The following is a 16,700-nucleotide window of genomic DNA, read 5'->3' as shown; positions in this document are numbered from 1 at the left end:
CCCTGGTGACGTCGTTGTCAGTTCGAGTCGCGGCCGATCGCCCAAGGGGGCACGTGGTGAGAGTGGGAATCCTCGACCTTCTGGGTCCGCCGGCCCGACGGCTGGTGGACGTGGGTTACCAGTCGCTGATCACCAAGCAGTACGCCAGCATCACCCCGCAGGCTATCTCGGTCTGGTGCCGCCGGATGGGGCACAAGACGTTCTACGCCACCTATTACGGCCTCGGCCAGCCACACCGCCTGCTGCCGACCGACTTGGACGTGGTGTTCATCTCCTGCTACACGCAGGTCAGCCACCTCGCCTACGCGCTGGCGAAGCTCTACCGCCGGGCCGGTGTCCGCACGGTGATCGGCGGTCCGCACGCCAAGGCGTTCCCCGTGGACTGTCTGCGGTTCTTCGACCTGGTCGTGCGGGAATGTGACCCGGCGTTGGTCGCCGACATCCTGGCCGGGCAGTTCGATCCCGGGGCCGTGATCTCGGCCAGCCAACCGTTCGACGACGTGCCGACTGTCGAGGAACGGATGCCTGAGATCCGCTCCTCGGCCTTCTTCTGGGGACGCAAGCCGCTGCTGCTGTCGGCGGTGCCGATGCTCGCGAGCATGGGCTGTCCCTACCGGTGTGACTTCTGCATCGACTGGAACAGCACCTACCGGCCGTTGTCGACCGACCGGCTCGGTGCCGACCTGCGCTACCTCGCCCGGCACCTGCCGGGCCGGCTGATCGTGTTCCACGACCCGAACTTCGCGGTGAAGTTCGACCAGGTCTTCGAGACGTTGGAAGCCCAGCCGCCGGGCGAGCGGCCGCCGTACATCATCGAAAGCTCGCTCACCGTCCTGCGCGGTGACCGGCTGCGGCGGCTGAAGGACACCAACTGCGCGATGGTCGCGCCAGGCGTCGAGTCGTGGACGGACTACTCGAACAAGGCCGGTGTGGGTCGTACCGGCGGCGTGGCGAAGGTCGACCGGGTGGCCCAGCATTTCGCGCAGTTGGCCGAGAACGTGCCGTACCTGCAGGCGAACTTCATGTTCGGGCTGGACACCGACCAAGGCGACCAGCCGGTCGAGTTGACCAAGCGGTTCATGGACCTGGCTCCCTTCGCCTTCCCGACGATCAACATCCCGGTGCCGTTCGGTGGCACCCCGCTGCACGACGAACTCGCCGCCAGCGGGCGGATCCTGTCCGCCATGCCGTTCAACTTCTACTACGCGCCCTATCTGGTGACCACGATCAAGCACTACGACCCGGTCACCTACTACGAGAAGCTCATCCAGCTCTACGCGCACGCCTCATCGCCCAGCATGCTGCGTCGGCGCGTGCGGACCACGTCCAACCGCCTTGTCGGATACGTGCACCGGGCCCGCACGGCGAGCTTCCGCGCTGACATCAAAAGCTTCCAGGGCATCCTGGGCATGCTGCGGTCAGACGCCCGGTTCCTGGCGTTCCACGAAGGCCGCACCAACGCCCTGCCGGGGTTCTACCAACACATCGGCGAGCGCATGCTCGGCCGCTACGCGGAACTGCTGTCACCGGCCGATCGGACACCCGACCTGTCTCCCGCCGCCGTTCAGCCCCTTCCACTCACCATCGAGAAGCGGTAGCGGCGACAACGTCGACGGCGGTTCCGGCACCGTGGCCGCGGTGCCGGAACGCCGATGGCCGTCAGCTGGTGGTGATGGCGATGTCGTCGAGGGTGAAGCTGGTCTGCAGCGCGCTGTCCTCGGTGCCGCTGAACTCCAGTGCGACCGTGCGTCCGGCGAAGCCGGACACGTTGGCGGTCCGAGCGGTGTAGCCGGGCTTGGCGTCCAGGTTGCTGAAGGTGGACAGGGTGGTGCCGCCCAGTTTCACGGTCATCCGGTCGAACGCGGTGGTGCCGGTCTCGGCGGTGTCGATGTGCAGGAAGTACGTGAGCGTGGCGGAGCAGCCCGCGGGGATGGTGACGGTTTGCGCGACCCGCTCGGTGGCGGCGTGACCGTAGCCGTCGAGTGACGCCACGCGGGTGCCGTTGTGTGCCTGGCCGAACTGCCCGATGGTGTGCGTGTCGCCCGTCCATGGCGTGGTGCCGGACTCGAAGCCGCCGTTGCCAACGAGTTGGGCCGGGGTGCATCCGGTGGCCGCGGTGACTTTCCAGCTGAACGACGCGGAACCGGTGTTGCCACCGGGGTCCTTGGCGGTGACGGTGACCGTCGAGACGCCGGCCGTGGTGGGGGCGCCGGAGATCACGCCGGTGCCGGCGTTGATGGTCAGGCCGGCGGGCAGTCCGGTCGCGGTGTACGTGAGCGGGTCGCTCTGCGGATCGGTCGCCCGGATGGCCAGTGTGACCGGGGTGCCGGCCGTCGACGTCTGGTTGCCCGGGTTGGTGACCACGGGGTTCTGGCTGGGTGTGCCGCTGGTTCCGGCGAACAGCAGGCGGTTCGGCGAACCGGCGCCGATGTTCGTCAGGACGTTCGTGGTGGCGGTGCTGACGATGAGATCCTTGGCCTGCGCCAAAGTCAGGGTGGGGTTGTTCTTCAACGCCATGGCGACCGTCGCGGTGGCCAGTGGCGCCGCGAACGAGGTGCCGTAGAACCCGGTGAGGACGGTGGTGTCGCTGTCCTTGCCCGCGCCGGTCACGTCCGCGCCTGGGGCGAACGCGGTGACACATGGGCCGTAGCTGGACGGAAACGGCCCGGTGTTGCGGGAGTCGCCGATCGTGGTCGCCGCCATGGTGATGGCGCGGGGGTCCTTCGGGGAGTTCATGCAGTCGCCCTTGTCGAAGTTCCCGGTGATCAGGACCAGCAGCAGCCCGTGGTCGATCATCGCGGCCGCCGCGTCGTCGAGCGCCTGGTCGGACAGGCCGCCGCCGCTCTCGATGCTCATGTTGACCACCGAGTGCGCCGGGACGTTGGCGGCGGCCCAGTTCATCCCGGCCACGATCTCCTCGGTCGACGCCGTGTTGTCGCAGTGCAGGATGCGCACCATCTTGATGGCGGCTTTCTTGGCCGCGCCGAACGTCCTGCCCGCGATGTGACTGGAGACGAACGTGCCGTGGTCGGCGCAGTCGTTGGTGCCGTTGCCGTCGTTGATGGCCGTGAACACGCCGGTCGCACGGCCTTCGAACTCCGTGTGGGTGGCGCGCACACCGCTGTCGAGGACGTACACGTTGACACCGGCCGCGTCGTTGGGCGGGTTGTAGGACTGGTCCAGGGGCAGGGTGTGCTGGTCGATCCGGTCCAGGTGCCACGGCGGGTTCGCCTGGGCCAGTTGGCTGCTCGCCCGCACCGGCTGCTGGTGGATCTGGTCGGCTTCCACGTACGCGACCGCCGGGTCACGGCGGAGCGCGTCGAGAGCCGCTGGTGGCAGGTCCGCGGAGAAGCCGCGCAGGGCGGCGGTGAAGTCCCGGCGCACGCTGCCGCCGTTGGCGCTTGCGGTGGACCTCGTTCTGGTCAGGGCGTCAGGCGTCGCCGACGGCGACAGGCCCTGGTCCGGGCGTTTGAGCACGACAAGGTAGCGCCCGGGAACCACGTGCGGTGATCCGGCCGCGAGCAGCGGCGCGGCCGTGTCTCCGGGCTGGGCGGCCGCCGGGAGCGCGGCGGCCATGCCGAGCACGAGGGCCAAGGCGGTGGTGCCGACGAAGGCCCGGCGAGCACGACGAAGTAGGAGGGACATTCGCTTCAGTTCCCCTCGGTCGAAGCTTCTGATACTGCGAAAGATAGTGCGGACACAGGGAATGCGACGGCCGACAGGCGCGTCGACGGCACGGACGCCACTCTTGCATTTGACGCAAGTACTCCTTACCAACTATGCACTGGGAATCAAGCCCGAACGGATCAATACTGGCTGTTGGGAGTCCTCCCACCATCACCGAGACAGGAGTCCAGTCATGCCCAGGATCGTGCGACCGACCGCCTACGGCACGCCCGATGTGCTCACCCTGACGGACGTGCCCACGCCGCACGCGGCCGCCGACGGCGTGGTCGTCGAGGTTCGGGCCGCGGGGGTCAACCCGATCGATTGGAAGCTCTACAGCGGGGCTTTCCACGCCGTGGACGACGACCACAAGGACGCCGCCGGGATCGCCGCCTCGATGCCGTCGCTCGGCCTGGAGTGCGCGGGTGTCGTCACCGAGGTTGGTGCGGACGTAACGGGTGTGCGGATCGGTGCCGAGGTCATCGTGTACCCCGTGACGGCCGCTTACGCCGACTACGTCACGGCCCCGGCCACCTCGATCCTCCCCAAGCCCGCCGGGCTCGGCTGGGCCGAGGCCGGGTCGATGATGCTGACCGGCACCACCGCGGTCCATGCGCTGCACGCCGCCGGTGTGGGTCCCGGCGACACGCTGCTCGTCCACGGCGGGGCCGGCGGGGGTCGGCCTGATGGGCGTGCAGCTGGCCGTCGCCGCGGGGGCGACGGTGATCGCCACCGCCGCCGAGCGCAACCACGCGTTGCTGCGCGAACTCGGCGCCACCCCGGTCGTCTACGGCCCTGGGCTCGCCGACCGGGTGCGCGCCGCCGCGCCGCAGGGCGTCAGCGCCGCGGTCGACTTCGCCGGTACGGACGAGGCGCTCGACGTCTCGCTGGAGCTGGTGGCCGACCGCACCCGCATCGCCTCGATCGCCGGGTCGCCGCGCCGCGCCACGGCCGGCATCAAGCTACTCGGCTACGGCCCCGGGCAGGACGCGGGCACCGAGGTCCGCGCCGCCGCCCGCGGTGAACTCGTCGACCGCGTCGGATCCGGCGCCCTGCGCGTCATCGTCGACACCACCTTCCCGCTCGCCGAAGCCGCGAAGGCCCACGAGGTCGGCCTCGCCGGGCACGCTCCCGGCAAGCTGGTGCTCATCGCATGACCGACATATTGATCGGGATTCCATGCCATTCATTCCAATTGGCCCGGTGGCCCGCCGCTGGGATTGACGCTCGATGTAAGCTCCAAAAGTATGGCGGATTGCTCGATTAGTGCGATCCAGCTTTTGCAAGTCGTTTAAGAATGGGTGACTTTGCGGAGATTCATCACCAGATCTTGCGAACAAACGCGGGTGTCTGTTGGGGCGGATGAGTCGATCTTTCGATCGGACAAAAAAAGGGGGCACCTTGCTGATGGACAAAAAAGGGGGGCACCTTGCTGACAGGCGTGGACATCAAGGGCTTGGGACTCCTGGCGGCCGCCGGTCAGCAGGCCCGCGTCGCGGCCATGCCACTGGCGACCGTCACTGAACTCGTCTTCGAGACGTTCGGCCGCCGCAAAGGGTCGCCGTCGCAGTGGTTGACCAGGCTGCGGACCGCTTTCCGGACATGCGACATCGCCACCGGTGCCCTGGCACCGGTGTGCGGCCCGGATGGCCCGCCGTTCATCCCCGACTGTCTGATGCCTCGCCCCGAAGCGCCGTTCCCGGCCTTCGCCGACGAACTCGATCAGGTGGCCGCGGTGTCATCCGACGATCTGATGGCCGAACTCGAAGCGGCGGAATTCCGTGGGTCGGCCTGGTCGGTCGCGGCCGAGGCGCCGGACCGTTGGCTGGACGCCTACCTTCTCGCACTGGGATTGGCCTGGGAATGCGTCCAGCCTTGGTGGGAACGCGCCGCGCCGCTCCTTGAACGCGAGGCCGAGCGGATGGCGGCCGCCCTGGCGTGGGGCTCCCTGGGGGAGCAGCTCGCGCGACTGTATCCGGACTACCGAATCTCGGGTGACGGACTGAATCGACCCGGGTATTCACCCACCGCGCTCGCGCCCGATCTGGTCCTGGCGCCGATGGTCGTCGGTCCCGGCGGTTCGCTGGTGGGAACCGACCGGGATCGGGTCCACTACCTCGGCTATCCGCTGCCCGGCGCGCACCGGCTGATCGAGGGGAACGGCCCGCACCCCCATGCCACCTCCCTGGACGAGCTGCTCGGCGCCCCGAGAGCGGACATCCTGCGTCGTCTGGACCGGCCCGTGTGCGCCGGCGGACTGGCCGACGAACTGCTGTTCACCCCGTCCGCGATCAGCCACCACCTCAAAGCGCTGGAACGCACCGGACTGGTGGTGCGCGAGCGCGACGGTCAACGGGTACTCGTTCACCGCAGCGCTCGCGGCACGGCCCTGCTGCACATCTTCGAAGCCTGGGGGTGCACCGCTCGGCGGGCTAGCTCGACACGACGTGTAGTGGCACGTTGATCCGCCGGGTTTCCCGCTCCTCCTCCTGCTCCGTACCCGGTAGCCCGCTGGTCCGGTCCAGTACGGGGAGACCCAGGTAGTTGTCACCGTCCCGGATGGCCAGTTGCCAGTCCATGAGCGCGGCGAGAGCGGACTCGGCGTCGGCACCTGGCATCCTCCGCCGCACGTCACGTACCACCGCGTTGCCGCCTCGTACCTTGTCGATGGCCAGCAGCACCGCGCTCTGCACCGGGGTCAGGTCGATGCGACGGGCCGGGGCGCCGTCCTCGGCGGGACTCACCGTGCGACCGTCCAGCACCACCACGTGGTCGACCTCCCACCGGGCGGTGAGCGTCGACGACGGGTGAACCGCGCGCCACCAGTCGATCGCCCGGGTCAAGGCGGCCACCGCCGCCTTGCTCGCCAACGGCGTCTCGGAGACGATCTTGAAATGGTAGGCGATGTCGGTTCGGTCCGCCGGGGTGAGATCGGCGTAGACAGTGTCGTAAGCCTTCTCGCGCAATAGTTCGCGGATGCCGAGCTCCCTCGGGGTCACGAAGAACGGGCTGAAGCGGTCGGCCCGGGCCGGGCCCACGCCGTCGGGCGGCCGCAGGTGGGTCAGCAGGCCGCACAGCTCCGGGAGATCCAGGTAGTCGCTGTCCTGTTCGCCGGGGAACCCGTGCAGGTAGTTCCAGAACGGCGCGATGCCGGTCTCCATGCACCACTTGAGCAGCTGGATGTTGCGCAGCCGGGTCGTTCCCTTCCGCATCAGCCCGAGCACCCGGTCGTTGAGCGACTCGATGCCCGGCTGCAGATGCCGGACGCCGGCCCCGGCCAGCCGCACCAGCTGATCGTGCCGCAGGTTGGCCTTGACCTCGTAGTGCAGGGCGACATCGAGCTCGGACTCGGCCAGCCGCGGGATGAACGTGTCCAGGTAGCGGTAGTCCAGGATGTTGTCCACCACCAGGATCTGGGGTGTGCCGGCGGGATCGCCATAGGTCGATACCAGGCCGCGCAGCTCGTCGAGCGCCCGGTCGGGGTCCTTGCTGCGGAAACTCATCGTCTGGCCGTTGAGGCCGCAGAAGGTGCAGTGGTGCTTCTCGCCCCACCAACAGCCGCGGGAGGTCTCGAAGGGGATGGCCGCCGTGCTCACCAGGGACGTACCCGCGAGTTCGTCGGTCGCCGCGAGCCTGGCGAAGTAGTCACCGTAGCTGGGCATGGGCACGTCTTCGATGTTGGCGACGGGCTGGCAGCGGATGAGCGCGCGGCCGTCGGGCAGGCGCTTCGAGGCCGATTTCCACGTCGGGTCGGTCGCGACGAAGTCCCGGCGCCCCGCGACAAGGTCGGCCACGAACCGCGGGAACCGCTCCTCGGCCTCGCCCTGGAACACGAAGTCGAGCTCCGGGTAGTTGCGCAGCAGGGACTCGCCCATGGTCCCCTCGCAGTTGGCGCCGCCGAAGACGACGGTCAGCCCGGGGTGGGCCTTCTTGAGGCCGCGGGCCAGCGCCAGTGAGGCGGCGTTCTGCTGGAACGTGGTCGTGAAGGCGACGACCTGGTAGCGGGCCCACACCGGATCATCGGCCAGCCGTTGGATGAAGGGACCGCTGAGTGCCCGCAGTTCGCCCATCCGGAACATGAGGTTGAACTTGAAGTAGCTGGCGTGGTCGCCCAGCAGCACGTCGTTGACGTAGTCCTCGATCGCCCCGATGCCGGCGGGCTCGTTGACCAGATCGGCGAAGATCCACTCGCCGGACAGCGAAGTCGTCGGCGAGCTGACGCCGACCCGGTCGTAGAGCGGGTGGCCGATGGTGTCCGCCCAGTCGACATTCACGTAGACGACGTCGCTGTCCAGCCCGGTCCGCCGCAGTGCCGCCTGCAGCAGGGACACGCCGAGGGCCGGCCACCGCACCTCGGCGTAGGGCATGACCACGAAAGCCACCGGCGTCGACGCGTCAGCCTTCGCCTTGGCCGCGGCCAGCGAGAGGTTCGCGGGCACGTCCCGGTCGACCAGGTGCTCCCAGCCGAGCGGATTCCGCCGCAGCGCGTCGATATTGCGGTCCAGGCCGGCTCGCTGCGCGTCCGACAGCCGCAACCCCCAGCGCTCGGCGGCGGTCACCCCCTCGTCCAGCAGCGCCGCCCTCAGTTCGGCGTCGGTCAGCACGCCCACCAGGAGCCTGCGAAGATCCGAACCCCGGCTCATGGCGCGACCCTGCCTTCCTGCTCGGCTGGTTCCTTGAGGATGGTGCCGTCGGGAGCTTCCCAACGGTCGCCCTGCAGGACCCGGAACCGCGCCAGTGCCACCTCGACGCTCTCCACGGTGAGGACGATCTCGCCCCGGCCGGCGACCTCGAACGTCCCGCTGTCCCCGTGGCGCTGCACGGCGATCCAGTCGTGGAAATCGTCGACGGCGTGCAGTCGCTTGCCGTCGATAGCCAGGAGGACGTCACGCGGCCGGATACCGGCCTTGTCCGCAGGGCCGTCGACCACCACGTCGGCCACCAGCACGCCCTGGTCCTGGGCGCCGCCAACGAACTCCATGCCGGCGATGGCGTAGGGACGCCGCCTGGCCGGCCGGTCCTCCAACGCCGCGACGAGGTCGTCCACCGACTGGCGCCAGTGCAGCAGCAACCCGTCGTACTCGAACAAGCCCGTGCCCTCGGTGGGAAAGCCCGAATGGGTGATCCAGATGTCGCACTCGGCTCCCCGGTCGAAGCCGTACGCCATGAACGAGGGATGAAGCTGCACGGAGAACTGGGTCATGCGGTCCGCGAACCGCAACTTGAAGTCCAACGCCAGCAGCCGTTCCGGGATCACCGAGTGCACGTGTCCGTAGTAGCCGTGCGTCGTCTCGCCGCTCACCCGGCCCTGAGTGACCCATTCCAACGTGAAGGGCTCGCCGGCGGTCTGCGGCATGTCGGCGTGGGTCGCGCCCAGCCACGACCGCAGTTCCGACTCGGTGGTCAGCGCCTGCCACACCCGTTCGGTACTGGCCCGGACGTGTTGCATGAAGTCGATCGTCCGGCATGGCCGTGGCCACGGATGAAGGTCCGCCATTCGGCTCCCCTGTCCTTTCAACGGTTCTCGAACGGTCATCCCGGTGGGCTCGCGTTTTCGGCCTCGTCCGTCCGGAGGGTGGCTTCGTATTCGCGGCCCGCCACCATCAGGAGCCGGAAATAGCCCGCGATGAGCACCAGCTGGAGCACGCCCGCCAGCAGGAAGACGGTGTCCAGGCTGGTCCACGTGGCGACCAGGCCGGCGGCGGTCGCCCCGAGCGGCACCGAGCCGTACGCCAGCAGGCGGTAGGAGGTGAAGACCCGGCCGAGGATCTCGTCAGGGATCAGGGCCTGGCGCAGCGCCAGCGTGATGATGTTCCAGACCAGTGATCCGATTCCGGTGACGCCGAACAGGACCATGGCGATGACCGGCTGGTCGGTCCCGGCGAATCCCATTGTCGCGACGCCCATGACGATCACCGCCAGCGTCAGCGCGAGCCCGGTGCCGAGGGCTTGGCGGACCTTGGGGGCGACCAGGCTGCCCAGCACACCGCCAACCGCGCCGGCGGCCAGGAACACACCCGTCATCCGGCTGCTCAGCCCAAGGTTCTCGCGCGCGTAGAGGACCAGCAGGGCGAGCACACCCGCGCCGAGGAACCCGAGGACGCCCACCATGACCGCGATGTGCCGAAGCAGCCGGTGGGCGAACAACCACCGCATGCCCTCGGCGATCTCCCGGCGGATCGACGGCCGGGCCGCCCCTTCGGCGGGCCGTGGCCGGAAGTCGCCCCGGATCGTCCAGGGAGCGACGGCCGCCACCAGCAACAGCACGGCGATCACCGCGAACGGCAACGACTCCGTCACCGCGAACAGCACGCCGGCCAGGAGCGGCCCGACGAACGACTGGCCCACGTTCTCGGTCGAGACCAGCCAGCTGTTCACCACTTCGAGCCGTCCCGGCGGGATCAGCGACGGCAACAGCACCCGGTTGGCGATGTCGTAGACGATCTCCGCCGAGCCGAAGACGAAGACGATCGGATAGAGCAAGGCAAGGCTGCCGTGGCCGAACGCGATCGCCACCGCGAGCAACCCCACCAGCACGGCCCGCACGGCCGCCGCCCGCACCATCGCCAGTCTCCGGTCCCAGCGATCCATCAGGGCGCCGACGACCACGCCGAGCAGCAGCCATGGCAGGAACCACAGCGCGTTCAGCGTCGACAGGGCCAACGGCTCCCGGCTCACGCTGACGACCAGCAACGGCATCGCCGTGGTGGCGAGCCCGTCCGACACGTTGGCCGCCGCGGCCGCGACCCACATGCGGTTGACGTTGCGCTTCTCGACGGCCGAGGTGTCCCCGTCGGCCTGGCCGCTAGTGGTCATTTCGGCGGCTGGCGATCATCAGTCCCGAGTCCCAGTCCAGCAGCGTGACCAGAAGATCCTTCTCGTGCCCGATCTCGCCGAGGAACCGCTCGACTTTCTCGGCGTGCGTCGGGTTCCACTTGGGCTGCGGGGTGAGGTCGTCCGACACCCAGACCGCCCCTGGGGCCAGCCGCGGTATCAGCAGGTCGCGCCGCAGGAACTTGATCACTGTCGTGTCGACGAAGACGAGGTCGAACCGGGGCCCGGCGTATTCCTCAAGCCAGACGGTGGCGTCGGTCTGGATGACCTCCACCCGGTCGTCCTTGGCCAGCAGCCGGCGGCTGGCCTCGGCTGCCTCCTCGTCGATCTCCAACGTGATCAGCCGGGCGTTGGCGTCCATCCCGGACGCCAGCCAGGCGCTGCCCACGGCGAAACCCGTTCCCAGTTCGAGCAGCAGGCCGCCGGGCTTGGTCGCCGCGAGGGTACGGAGCAGGCCCCCGGTGCGCAGGCTGCTGGCCATGGGGTCGTCGTTGGCCTCCGACAGCGCGATCGCTTCGGCGACGAGCGGAGGAATCTCCTGGGGCTGGTCGTTCATCATCTCGTGCTCCTCAGTGCTCCCGGTGGGTTTCGGCGAGCCGCCACCGCTCAGAGACCGGCGAGCCAGGCCGCCAGTGCGGGATAGGCGATGGCGGCGCCGGCGTCGGTGATGATCAGATGGCCATCGTCGGGGAGTTCCACGAACGTGCCGAACCGCAGTCGCCGCACGTAATCGCGATGGACATCGACCTTGATGCGGGTGTCATGGCGCCCGTGCACCGCCAGCACCGGGACGTGCGCGATGTCGCCGGAATCCGTCCGGGGCAACCGGTACGCGCGCAGAAACGCGCCAACCGCGGGGTGCGCCTCGTTGATCGCCTCCGGGCTGAAGAAGCCGCCGAGGGAGACGATTCCCGCGCACCGCAACCCAAGCGCGACCGCACGGGCCGCGAGGTAGGCCCCGTAGCTCCATCCGACGACCGCCACCGGGCCGTCCGAGAAAGCTGTCGCCAGGCGCGTCACGTCGTTGGCGTCGTCGACCCCGTACTCGCTCTCAACATCCGTTTCACGCGAGCCCATCGCGCTGCTGCTCACGTTGGGCGCGACGACCCGCCAGCCACTCTCACACAGGTACCCGATCAACGGCGAGAAGACCGGCCAGTTCAGCGAGTGGGGTCCGCCGTGGAGCACAAGCACTGTGCCGACGACCGAGATGCGCGGCGTGTACACCACGCAGGGCAGGTCCTCGATGGTGCCGCAATGGCTGCGGTAAGGGCGTGGGTCCGATGTCTCCGCGAACGCGGCCACGGTGTCCGCGAGCTCCCCGACGGAACCGGCGGTGAGCAGCGAGGCCGGTGTCCCGGGGTCGCTCCAGATGCCGGCCACCACCGAACCGTCCGACACCAGGCTCGACAGGATCCCCGGAGGCAGCTGATGCCGCGTGAGCACCGCGAAGTCGTCGCCGCCGCGCCCGACAAGGACCTGCGACGGCCACACCTCGTCGGTGTACCAGAGCATGTTGTCGAACCAGAAACCACGGCCCATCAAGGCACAGCGCCAGCGGGCCATGACGGTGCCGTCGTCCCGCAGGACGCGGCAGGCGCTCACGCCCGGCGACACCCTCCGAGACTGGAACACCAGCGGCTCGTCCGGATGGTGCAGCGACGAGACAGTCGGGAAGCTCTTCACCCGCTCGCGGTCGACCGTCCAGCGCCCGTTGTTGTAGTCCGTCGCGGTCATGTTCTCGTTCGTAGGACTGCTGTTCCACGCGGTCAGCCGCGCGGTTGACTCCAGGCTGTGGATCCAGGCACCCGCGTCGGGCTGCACCGCCAGTCGACCGGCGGAGTACTCGTGCAGCATCCTGCCGCCGTGCAGGTCGCTGAGGACGAAGAGCCGGCCGCGATGGAAGGCGACACTGTCCTCAGGGGCGATCCCGCCCGCACGGGCCAGGTCGAACTCCGGCGAGATGGTCGACGCCGGGCTGGGGACGCGGCGCAGGAGCCTGTCGACCGCCGCACTCATGCGACGCTCATGGGCTGTTCGATCCGGGCGGGCTTCTCAGGCCGCACAAGGCTTTCCAGGGTGCCGAGGATCTTCTCGACCAGATCGTCGTCCCGGAAGTCGCCAACCCTGGCCGCGCCGAGCGCCTCGCTCACACCGACATGGTCGAGCCCGCCGATGATCGCCATGCCGGACGCCGCGAGGGCGGCCTCGACGACACAACCGCAGCGCGCCCCGTAGATCGACAGGTACTGCCAGGTGAACGGGTCCTCGGGATCCAGGTCGAGCAACCGCTTGGCCCACCGCGAGAACTGGTCGGGCTTCTCGGCGCCAGTCGCCGCCACCAGGTGAACCTCGACGACCAGCCGCATGTTCTCCCGTGCGACCAGCAGCGGGTACTCGTCGGCGGGCGTGGTTCGGGCCATCAGCGCCATCGCGGCCGTCATCGTACCGTCCATTGAGGACCGCAGCAGCTTGAAGTCGCGCTGCTTCAACGCGAGCAGGGCCAAGGCCCGGTAGTAACGGCTGTCCAGGAGATCCGCCACGAACGGCGTGTCCGTCCGGTCGACCTCGGCGCGCCGCTGGTCGGCCACGTCCAGCGCCTTGGCGGCGGCGTCGAGGTCGTGGTCCAGTCGGACCGACGCGGCCCCGAGCTGGATGGCGGCGGCCGTCGCCAGCCGCGGGTTGACGTCCTGGCGGGAGATCCGCTCCAGGACCCGCCGGGACTGCTGGTCCTGCGGCTTCACCCTGATCAGGCTGCGAGCCGCCTCGTACAGCACGCAACACCCGTCGGGATCGGCGTAGTGCTCGGCCCATGACAACGCGGGCACCAGCTGAAACGCCACCCGTTGCTCCGTCATGCAGTTCAAACAGGACAGTACCTCGGCCCGGCGGATCATGGTCAGGTCCCGGAACCGCACGATGTCCGCGTTGAGCTGGGCGAGTTCCGGGTGGCCGTCGAACGTGCTCGCGGCCGCGCCGAGCGGCTCCAGCACCTGACCGACCGCGTCGATCAGATGGGCCCGGGTTCCGGTTGGGTACTGGATCGACGAGAACGGCTCGCGCAGCGATCCCAGCTGACCTCGGGCCGTCAAGGGTGCGTGTTGAATAGCGATGGGGCCGGCGGAGCTCGGGAGCAACGTGAGCAAGGTCCGCCACACCCGACTGGTCACCGAGACAGCTGTCGCGTCTGACATGTGTTTCACCCTGGTCGGAAGGACGGTTCTCGTGGCGTAGCGCTCCGCGCACGAGAACCGTCGCATCTGTTGATTAGCTGGAACCGCTAGTAGATGCGGACGGACGTCAACACGTTGAAGTCGGCCTCGCCGATGTTGTCAAGGTCGAACACCGCGTCTTCGTTGACGACGTCATGCTCAGTTGCAGCATCCATTCGTGTACCTCCCCGTGCTTTGACCTCATAACCGGCCGGCCAGCCTCGCGAGGATGGCCAGCTACCCGAAGTATCCGCAGGTTTCGGTAGCGCGATCGAGCTTTTCAACAATCCTCGAACAACCGCGCGGCCGCGGCGGAGCGGGCGGCTGTGTTCCTGGCCGGTGTCACTCCTTCGATACCTGTACGCTGCCTGATCTCCTGCCTATGTTCGAGTGGACGGGTGAGTCACACGGCAGGGGACGGGTGATGAGAGTTTTCGGAGCACTCCTCACATTGGCGTTGGCCAGCGGGATGGTGGTCACTCCCGGTGCCGCCGCCGAGACGTCACCGGCCGCCACGGCGAAGACGGACTGCGCTCAGGCCAGGCTGGTGGACGACCCCGGGCACGACCCGGACAATCCGCCGGAGTCCGAAGTGGTCGAAGAGCAGACCGCCGAGGAGAGGATCCTCCAGGAGTTGTTCGACCAGCACCAGCTGCCGCAGGGGATGCTGGTCGAGGGCCAGGACGGGAAGATCCACGCCAACCTGGCCACGGGCCAGGTGAAGATCCCGGTGTACGTGCACGTGGTGTCCACCGGCGACACGGGCAAGATCACCGATGACACGGTGCGGAAGCAGATCGCCGTGCTGAACAACAACTTCGGCGCCGCCACCGGGTTCGCCTTCGTACTCAGGGGCACCGACCGCACGGACAACCAGAACTGGTTCCAGGCGGTCACTGCCAGCCCGGCCGAGAAGGCCATGAAAACCAAGCTGCACAAGGGCAGGGCCGGGGATCTCAACCTCTACTTCAACAACCCCGGCTACAAAGCCCCCGGGGACGGCAAGCTCCTCGGCATCGCCACCTGGCCCAAGGACTACGCCAGTTCGGCGGCGCTGGACGGCGTGGTGGTCAAGTACAACACGGTGCCCGGCGGTGCATTCAAGCCGTACGACCAGGGCAAGACAGCCACCCATGAGGTAGGCCACTGGCTCGGGCTGTACCACACCTTCCAAGGCGGCTGCGAAGCGCCGGGCGACGAAGTGGACGACACCCCGTACGAAGCGGAGCCGGCCGCGGGCTGCCCACAGGGCCAGGACAGCTGTCCCGCCCCCGGCACCGATCCAGTGCACAACTACATGGACTACAGCGACGACTCCTGCATGACCACGTTCAGCCCCGGGCAGGCACAGCGAGCAGCCGACCATTGGGCGGCCTACCGACAGCCGCGGTCAGCCTAAGCCGACACACCAGGAGCCTCGTGCGACGCGAGATCGGCTGAGCTCACGTGCGCAACGCTTTCTTGAGGATCTTGCCGGTGGGGCCGACCGGAAGGGCGTCGAGCACACGGATCTCGCGGGGGTACTTGTAGGCGGCCAACTGTTCACGGCAGAAGGCGATGACGTCCTCCGCGGCGGCGGTTGTGCCGGGTTTGAACGTCACGCAGGCGACGACTTCCTCACCGAGGCGCTCGTCCGGGCGGCCGATCACCGCGGCCTCGGCGATGGCCGGGTGCGTGTAGAGCACCTCTTCGACTTCGCGCGGATAGACGTTGTAGCCGCCGCGGATGATGAGGTCCTTCTTGCGGTCGACGACGAACAGGTAACCGTCGTCGTCGGCGTAGCCGAGGTCGCCGGAGTGGAACCAGCCGCCGCGGAACGCCTCGGCGGTTTCGGCTGGGCGGTTCCAGTAGCCGCGCATGATGTTGTGGCCGCGGATGACGATCTCGCCGACCTGGTCGGCACCGGGTGGCAGGGGCCGGTCGTCCTCGTCGACGATCATCGTCTCGACGCCCCAGATGGGCTTGCCGATCGAGCCGGTCTTGCGCTGGGCGGCGCTGATGTTGAACGTGGTGGTGCTGGCCGATTCGGAGAGCCCGTATCCCTCGAGGATCACCACGCCGGGGAACTTCTCCTCGAACTCCCGCAGGATCTCGCCGGGCATGGCCGCTCCGCCCGAGACGCCGATCCGCACGGCTGACAGGTCCCGGTTGGTCAGGTCGGCTCGGAGCAGTCCGAAGTACACGGTGGGGACGCCCGCGAGGACCGTGCAGCGGTGGACCTCCAACGCGTCGAGCACAAGCGCGATGTCGAATCGCGGCACGAGTGCGATCGCGCCCCCGAACCGTACGGCCATGTTCAGCACGCTCGACAGCCCGAAGACGTGGAACAGCGGCAGCACCGCCAACTCGACGTCGTCGGGGCGGAACCCGAACAGCTCCCCGGATACCGTGCAGTTCATGTAGAGCTGGAAGTGGGTGAGCTCCGCGCCCTTGGGGTGTCCGGTGGTGCCGCTGGTGTAGAGCAGGACGGCTGGGTCGTCGGCGCGCGTCGGCTCGATTTCTCCGGTGTCCTCGGCCGCGTACAGGTCGTCGAAGGGCAGAGTCGCTTCAGGTCGTGTGTCGGTGCCCGGCGTGTTGACGACGAAGGTGGTCATCGTCGCGGCGAGAACCGCCTGCGCGGCGCAGGACTCGAACGTGATGAGCACTTTCGCTCCCGAGTCCGACAGGTGATAGGCGATCTCGGCGGCGCGCAGCAGGGGGTTGAGCGGAACCATGATCAGGCCCGCCTTGAGGATCGCGAAGTAGCAGTAGAGGAACTCCGGCACGTTCGGCAACTGGACCGCCACCCGGTCACCTGGCTTCAGCCCCAGGTCCCGCAGGCTGGTCGCCACCCGGCCGGACAGGTCGTCGACCTGTTCGTAGGTGAAGGTGCCGGTCCGGTCATGGCACAGCGGCTGGTGCGGATGAGCCCGCCGGGACTCGCGCAGAATCGTCGCCAGGTTGAAGCTCACGGTGGTTGTCCCTTTCTGGAGAAGCCCGTGCCCTGTC

Annotated in this window: 12 protein-coding genes and 1 pseudogene; 5 read left to right on the top strand and 8 right to left on the bottom strand. The window is 68.4% G+C overall.

Features of this window, described 5'->3' with window-relative positions:
- The first annotated feature begins 56 nt into the window (after positions 1-56).
- Positions 57-1,598, top strand: a complete 1,542-nt coding sequence (locus EV192_RS10165) for a B12-binding domain-containing radical SAM protein (protein WP_132113737.1) — start codon at positions 57-59, stop codon at positions 1,596-1,598.
- Between the two features lie 61 nt (positions 1,599-1,659).
- Here EV192_RS10165 and EV192_RS10160 read toward each other — a convergent pair whose 3' ends face one another.
- The gene (locus tag EV192_RS10160) at positions 1,660-3,645 is read right to left on the bottom strand and encodes a S8 family peptidase (protein ID WP_132113735.1); all 1,986 of its coding nucleotides are present in this window, start codon (positions 3,643-3,645) and stop codon (positions 1,660-1,662) included.
- Here EV192_RS10160 and EV192_RS57125 point away from each other — a divergent pair.
- The 3 genes and pseudogenes from EV192_RS57125 to EV192_RS10150 all read left to right on the top strand — a co-directional run.
- A pseudogene (locus tag EV192_RS57125) lies at positions 3,575-4,159 on the top strand (alcohol dehydrogenase catalytic domain-containing protein); the annotation flags it as partial. The gene EV192_RS10160 and the pseudogene EV192_RS57125 overlap by 71 nt on opposite strands.
- A 193-nt stretch (positions 4,160-4,352) precedes the next feature.
- The gene (locus tag EV192_RS55625; protein WP_243726754.1) at positions 4,353-4,823 is read left to right on the top strand and encodes a zinc-binding dehydrogenase; all 471 of its coding nucleotides are present in this window, start codon (positions 4,353-4,355) and stop codon (positions 4,821-4,823) included.
- A gap of 272 nt (positions 4,824-5,095) precedes the next feature.
- Complete coding sequence (locus tag EV192_RS10150) at positions 5,096-6,130, top strand: helix-turn-helix domain-containing protein (protein WP_132113733.1); 1,035 nt, start codon at positions 5,096-5,098, stop codon at positions 6,128-6,130.
- Here the strand turns inward: EV192_RS10150 and EV192_RS10145 are convergent.
- The 6 genes from EV192_RS10145 to EV192_RS10120 form a co-directional block, all read right to left on the bottom strand.
- Positions 6,099-8,309 (bottom strand): RiPP maturation radical SAM C-methyltransferase, encoded by a 2,211-nt coding sequence (locus EV192_RS10145; protein ID WP_132113731.1) that lies wholly within the window; start codon positions 8,307-8,309, stop codon positions 6,099-6,101. The two genes, EV192_RS10150 and EV192_RS10145, sit on opposite strands and share 32 nt — an antisense overlap.
- Positions 8,306-9,115, bottom strand: coding sequence for a PDZ domain-containing protein (locus tag EV192_RS10140; RefSeq protein WP_165960327.1), 810 nt, complete (start codon positions 9,113-9,115; stop codon positions 8,306-8,308). Before EV192_RS10140 ends, EV192_RS10145 begins: the two co-directional genes overlap by 4 nt.
- 83 nt (positions 9,116-9,198) lie before the next feature.
- Positions 9,199-10,482, bottom strand: a complete 1,284-nt coding sequence (locus EV192_RS10135; RefSeq protein ID WP_132113727.1) for an MFS transporter — start codon at positions 10,480-10,482, stop codon at positions 9,199-9,201.
- On the bottom strand, positions 10,472-11,059 hold the full coding sequence (locus EV192_RS10130; RefSeq protein ID WP_132113725.1) for an O-methyltransferase: 588 nt from the start codon (positions 11,057-11,059) through the stop codon (positions 10,472-10,474). Before EV192_RS10130 ends, EV192_RS10135 begins: the two co-directional genes overlap by 11 nt.
- Before the next feature lie 47 nt (positions 11,060-11,106).
- Positions 11,107-12,519, bottom strand: a complete 1,413-nt coding sequence (locus EV192_RS10125; RefSeq protein WP_132113723.1) for an alpha/beta fold hydrolase — start codon at positions 12,517-12,519, stop codon at positions 11,107-11,109.
- Entirely contained in the window at positions 12,516-13,694 is a 1,179-nt protein-coding gene (locus EV192_RS10120; protein WP_132113721.1) for a hypothetical protein, read from the bottom strand. Before EV192_RS10120 ends, EV192_RS10125 begins: the two co-directional genes overlap by 4 nt.
- A 442-nt stretch (positions 13,695-14,136) precedes the next feature.
- Here EV192_RS10120 and EV192_RS10115 point away from each other — a divergent pair, with 442 nt between their 5' ends.
- Positions 14,137-15,111, top strand: a complete 975-nt coding sequence (locus EV192_RS10115) for a zinc metalloprotease (protein ID WP_132113719.1) — start codon at positions 14,137-14,139, stop codon at positions 15,109-15,111.
- Between the two features lie 43 nt (positions 15,112-15,154).
- Here the strand turns inward: EV192_RS10115 and EV192_RS10110 are convergent, their stop codons facing one another.
- The gene (locus EV192_RS10110; RefSeq protein WP_132113717.1) at positions 15,155-16,663 is read right to left on the bottom strand and encodes a long-chain-fatty-acid--CoA ligase; all 1,509 of its coding nucleotides are present in this window, start codon (positions 16,661-16,663) and stop codon (positions 15,155-15,157) included.
- Positions 16,664-16,700 lie beyond the last annotated feature (37 nt).

Origin of the sequence: Actinocrispum wychmicini (assembly GCF_004345645.1) — a bacterium.
Lineage (GTDB): Bacteria > Actinomycetota > Actinomycetes > Mycobacteriales > Pseudonocardiaceae > Kibdelosporangium > Kibdelosporangium wychmicini.
The sequence above is the reverse complement of the archived record's forward strand: the minus strand, read 5'-3'. Positions and strand labels throughout refer to the sequence as shown.